Consider the following 5,808-nt stretch of genomic DNA (forward strand, 5'->3'; position numbering starts at 1 on the left):
GGAGCTGAAGGCGGAGTTCGAGGCCGAGGGTGTGCGTGCCCGGTTGGTCGCGGTGGACTACGCCTCGCACTCCGCGCAGGTCGAGCGCCTGGAGGAGGAGATCCGCTCCGTCCTGGCGAGCGTGGCGCCGCGTCAGGGCCGTATCCCGATGCTCTCCGCGATGACCGGCGAGACGCTGACGGGTGAGGAGCTGGACGCCGGCTACTGGTACGCGAGCCTGCGGGCGACGGTGCACTTCGACCGTGCGGTGCGGACGCTCGCGGGCCAGGGGCACCAGGTGTTCGTGGAGGTCACTCCGCACCCGGTGTTGATGGGTGCGATGAACGACACCCTCGAAGAGGTCGCCGAAGAGGCGGGCCCGGGTTCGGTGCCTGCGGGGGTGTGCGGCACCCTGCGCCGCGACGACGGCGGCGCCCAGCGCCTGATCACGTCGCTGGCCGAGGCCTTCGTGAGCGGCGCGCCCGTGAATTGGACGGCTGTCCTGCCGTCCGCCGAGCGGGTCGAGCTGCCGACGTACGCGTTCCGGCACGAGCAGTTCTGGCCGCCGGCCGCGGGGCCGGTGCTGGGCGGGGACGCGGTGTCCCTGGGGCTGGGTGCGGTGGGTCATCCGCTGCTGGGTGCGGCGGTCGAACTGGCCGGTGGTGCGGGTCTGGTGTGCACCGGGCGGTTGTCGGTGCGTACCCACCCGTGGCTGGCCGACCATGTGGTCGGCGGGGCGGTGCTCCTGCCGGGTACCGGGTTCGTGGAGATGGTGGTGCGGGCCGGTGACCAGGTGGGCTGCGGCCTGCTGGAGGAGCTGACGCTCCAGGCGCCGCTGATCTTCCCGGCCGAGGGCGGCGGGGTACAGGTCCAGGTCGTCCTGGCCGCGTCCGACGCGGAGGGCCGCCGCGGGGTCGAGGTGTTCTCCCGCCCCGATACCGCCGAGGCGCAGCAGGGCTGGGTGCAGCACGCGAGCGGCGTGGTGGCCCCGGCCGAGGGTGGCGCTGTCACGGAGGAGGACTTCGCGGTCTGGCCTCCGCGCGGCGCCACGGCGGTTGACGTCAGCGGCATGTACGAGTCGCTGGCCGACACCCCGTACGGTTACGGCCCCGCCTTCCGGGGGCTGCGGGCGGTGTGGCGCCGTGGCGAGGACCTCTTCGCCGAGGTGGCGCTGCCCGAGGATGTCGCCGCGGACGCGGGCTCGTTCGGTCTGCACCCGGCGCTGCTGGACGGGGTGCTGCACGCCAGTGCCCTGGTCGCCGGTGGCGAGGAGGGTGAGCCGGGGACGGTGCGGCTGCCCTTCGCCTGGACGGGTGTGGAACTGCACGCGAGCGGTGCGTCCGTTCTCCGGGCCCGGCTGTGCCGTGACGCCCAGGGCAGCCTGACGCTCACGGCGGCGGATGCCACGGGAGCCCCGGTGGTGTCGGTGGCCTCGCTGATCACGCGCCCGGTGGCTGCCGACCAACTCGGTGCTGCCGCAAGCACTGTGGCGGATGCGCTGTTCACTGTGGAGTGGGCTCCGATCGCCGCTGCCGAGGCCCCGGCCGGGGACTGGGCGCTGGTCGGCGCCGACCGTTTCGGCCTGGCCGAGGCGTTGAGCGCGTCCGGTGTTGCGGTGCGGTCCTTCGCGGGACCGGCCGAGCTCGCGGCCGCCGCTGAAGCGGGGGAGATCGAGCCCGTGCTGGTCCTGGCCTGTGCCGGTGGCCAGGAGGGCGGTGGTGATCCGGCCGAGGGTGCCCGCCGGGCTGCCGGTGAGGCGCTGGGCCTGGTCCAGGGCTGGCTGGCCGAGGAGCGTCTGGAGGATGCCCGGCTGGTGGTCGTCACCCGTGGGGGTGTGGCTGCCGCGGCGGGTGAGCGGGTCGCCGATCTGCCCGCTGCCGCGGTGTGGGGTCTGCTGCGCTCGGCGCAGTCGGAGAACCCCGGCCGGCTGGTCCTCGTCGACCTGCCTGCCGGTGAGCCCGGTGCGCACGCCGCCCTGCTCCCGTCCGCCGTGGGCAGCGGTGAGTCGGAACTGGCCGTCCGTGGTGGGACGGTGCACGGGCGGCGGCTGGCCCGTCCGGCGGGTGAGCTGGCGGTGCCCGAGGGTGGTCTGTGGCGGCTGGAGCCGGATGCCGGCGGTTCGCTGGAGGGCCTGGCCCTCGTGGCGGCGCCGCAGGCGGGTGGGCCGTTGGCTGCCGGTCAGGTCCGGGTGGCGGTCCGTACGGCGGGTCTGAACTTCCGCGATGTGCTGATCGGCCTGGGCATGTACCCGGGCGGCGGTGTGATGGGCAGTGAGATCGCCGGAACGGTGGTCGAGACCGGCCCTGAGGTGACCGGCCTGATGGCCGGTGACCGGGTGATGGGTGTCGCCGCCGGCGGCTTCGGTCCGGTGGTGGTCACGGACGCGCGCCAGCTGGTGCGGATCCCGGCCGGCTGGTCCTACGCCGACGCCGCGTCGGTGCCCGTGGCCTTCATGACGGCCTGGTACGCCCTGGTGGACCTGGCCGGTGCGAAGGCCGGTCAGCGGGTGCTGGTGCACGCCGGTGCCGGTGGTGTCGGCATGGCCGCGATCCGGATCGCCCGGCACCTGGGCCTGGAGGTGTTCGCCACGGCGAGCCAGGCCAAGTGGCCGGTGCTGGCCGGGCTGGGCCTGGACGAGGCACACATCGCCTCCTCCCGCGATGCCGGGTTCGAGGCGGCCTTCCTCGCCGCCACCGGCGGCGAGGGTGTCGACATCGTCGTCAACTCGCTGGCGGGCGAGCTGCTCGACGCGTCGCTGCGGCTGCTGCCGCGCGGTGGGGCGTTCGTCGAGATGGGCCGTACCGATCTGCGCGACGCGGACGTCCTGGCGGCGGAGCACCCGGGGGTCGGCTACCGGCCGTTCGACCTGGGCGAGGCCGGCCCGGAGCGGCTGGGCGCGATGCTCGGCGAGATCGTCGGGCTGATGGCTACGGGTGAGCTGACCGGGCTTCCGGTGCGGGCCTGGGACGTGCGGCGGGCGCGGGAGGCGTTCCGCTTCGTGCAGCAGGCGCGTCACGTCGGCAAGCTGGTCCTCACCGTCCCCGCCGAGCTGCACGCACCCCGCAAGGACGGCAAGGACGGCGAGCACGGCAAGCACGCCGGCCGAACCGCGCTGGTGACGGGTGGTACGGGCACGCTGGGCGGTCTGGTGGCCGAGCATCTGGCGGCCACCGGGCGTGCGGACGGGTTGGTGCTGACCAGTCGTTCGGGTCCGGGTGCTGCCGGGGTGGCCGCGTTGGCCGCGGGGTTGGCGCTCTCGGGTGCGTCGGTCGAGGTGGTGGCGTGTGACACGGGTGAGCGGGAGGCGCTGGCGGGGCTGCTGGCGCGGATTCCGGCGGAGCGTCCGTTGCGGACGGTGGTCCATACCGCGGGTGTGCTGGACGATGCGACGATCGCCTCGCTGACGCCGGAGCGGGTGGCTGCGGTGATGCGGCCGAAGGCCGACGGTGCTTGGCATCTGCACGAGTTGACGCAGGGTCTGGACCTGGACGCGTTCGTGCTGTTCTCCTCGGCCGCGGCGACCTTCGGTGTGCCCGGTCAGGGCAATTACGTGGCGGCCAACGCGTTCCTGGACGCGTTGGCGGCCGACCGCCGGGCGGCCGGTCTGCCGGGTACCTCGCTGGCCTGGGGCCTGTGGGCGGACGTGAGCGGCCTGACCGGGCAGCTGAGCGACGCCGACCGGGCCCGGCTGACCCGCGGCGGGGCCGTGGCCCTGAGCGCGGAGGAGGGCCTGGCCCTGCTCGACCAGGGGACCGCCAGGCCCGAGCCGCTGCTGGTCGCGACCCGGCTGGACCTGGCCGGGCTGCGGGCGCAGGCCGCCCGCACCGGTGACGTCCCGCCGCTGTGGCGGGCCCTGGTCACCGCCGGGCCCGGCCGTCGGACCGCGGCCTCGGGCGGCGCCGGTGCGGACTCGCTGCGCCAGCAGCTGTCCGGGCTGTCCGAGCAGGAGCGGACGCGCCTGCTCACCGACCTGGTGCGGACCCACGTGGCCGCCGTGCTGGGGCACTCCTCGGCCGAGGCCGTCGAGCCCGCCCGGGCCTTCACCGACCTGGGCTTCGACTCCCTCACCGCCGTCGAGCTGCGCAACCGCCTCAGCACCGCCACCGGGCAGCGACTGCCGGCCACGCTGGTCTTCGACTACCCCAACCCGGTCGCGCTCGCCGGTCACCTCCGGGCCCGGCTCGTCGGCGACGACGAGCAGCCCGTGCACCTGCTGCCGGTGCCTCCGGCAGCGGTGGGATCCGACGAGCCGATCGCGATCGTCGGCATGGCCTGCCGCTTCCCCGGCAACGTGAACGACCCCGACGGGTTCTGGCAGGTGCTCGCCGCCGGGGCGGACGCGGTCTCCCGCTTCCCGGAGGACCGCGGCTGGGACGTCGAGGGGCTCTACGACCCCGACCCCGACAGCGTCGGCACCTCCTACACCCGGGAGGGCGGCTTCGTCGCGGACGCGGCCGGCTTCGACGCCGGGTTCTTCGGGATCAGCCCGCGCGAGGCGCTGGCGATGGACCCCCAGCAGCGACAGCTGCTGGAGACCTCCTGGGAGGCCCTGGAGCGGGCCGGCCTCGACCCCGGGGCGCTGCGCGGCAGCCCGACCGGCGTCTTCGTCGGCGGGTTCGCATCGGCCTACGGACTCGGCCTGGCCACCGGGAGCGAAGGTGCCGAAGGACACCTGACGACGGGCTTCGCCACGAGCGTGATGTCGGGCCGGGTGTCGTACGCGCTGGGCCTGGAGGGCCCGGCGGTGACGGTCGACACCGCGTGCTCCTCCTCGCTGGTCGCCCTGCACCTGGCTGCCCAGGCGCTGCGCTCCGGCGAGTGCTCGATGGCGCTCGCCGGCGGCGCCACCGTGATGGCCACCCCGGACGGGATCGTCGGGTTCAGCCAGCAGCGCGGCCTGGCCGAGGATGGGCGCTGCAAGGCGTTCTCCGCCCAGGCGGACGGCATGGGCTTCGCCGAAGGCGCCGGCATGGTGGTCCTGGAGCGGCTGTCGGACGCCCGGCGCAACGGGCACAAGGTACTCGCGGTGGTGCGTGGTTCGGCGGTCAACCAGGACGGTGCGTCCAACGGTCTGACCGCCCCGAACGGTCCGTCGCAGCAGCGGGTGATCCGGGCGGCGCTGGCCAACGCGCGGCTGTCGGCCGCGGATGTGGACGTGGTGGAGGCGCACGGTACGGGCACCACGCTGGGCGACCCGATCGAGGCGCAGGCGCTGCTGGCCACCTACGGCCAGGACCGGCCGGAGGGCCGGCCGCTGTGGCTGGGCTCGGTGAAGTCCAACATCGGGCACACCCAGGCCGCCGCCGGTGTGGCCGGTGTGATCAAGATGGTGCTGGCGCTCCAGAACGGCGAACTGCCCCGGACACTGCACGTGGACGAGCCCTCGCCGCACGTGGACTGGTCCGCCGGTGAGGTGGAGCTGCTGACGGAGTCGGTGCCGTGGCCGGCCGGGGAACGCACCCGCCGCGCGGGCGTGTCCTCCTTCGGCATCAGCGGCACCAACGCGCACGTTCTGCTGGAGGAAGCCCCCGCCGAGGTCCAGGCCGAGGCCATGGAGACCGTCGAGGCGCCGGAGACGGTGCCGGTGGTGGCGGGTGCCGGTGCGTGGCTGGTGTCGGGTCGGTCGGCCGAGGGTCTGGCCGGGCAGGCGGAGCGGCTGCGGGAGTGGGTCGCCGTGCGGCCGGGGCTGGAGCCGGCGGAGGTGGCGTGGTCGTTGGCGACGACGCGTTCGTCCTTCGAGCACCGGGCGGTCGTGGTCGGGACCGAGCGCGCCGAACTGCTGGGCGCCGTCGAGAGCTTGGCGGCTGGTGTGCCGTCGGGTTCGGTGGT

At 74.7% G+C, this 5,808-nt stretch carries 1 protein-coding gene; it reads left to right on the plus strand.

Annotated features, from left to right (window positions below; translation table 11 throughout):
• On the plus strand, positions 1 to 5,808 hold a 5,808-nt coding region (locus ABTY61_RS41535), incomplete at both ends, for an SDR family NAD(P)-dependent oxidoreductase (RefSeq protein WP_350510446.1).

The sequence above is a fragment of the Kitasatospora sp. NPDC096128 genome (assembly GCF_040303105.1).
Lineage (GTDB): Bacteria > Actinomycetota > Actinomycetes > Streptomycetales > Streptomycetaceae > Kitasatospora.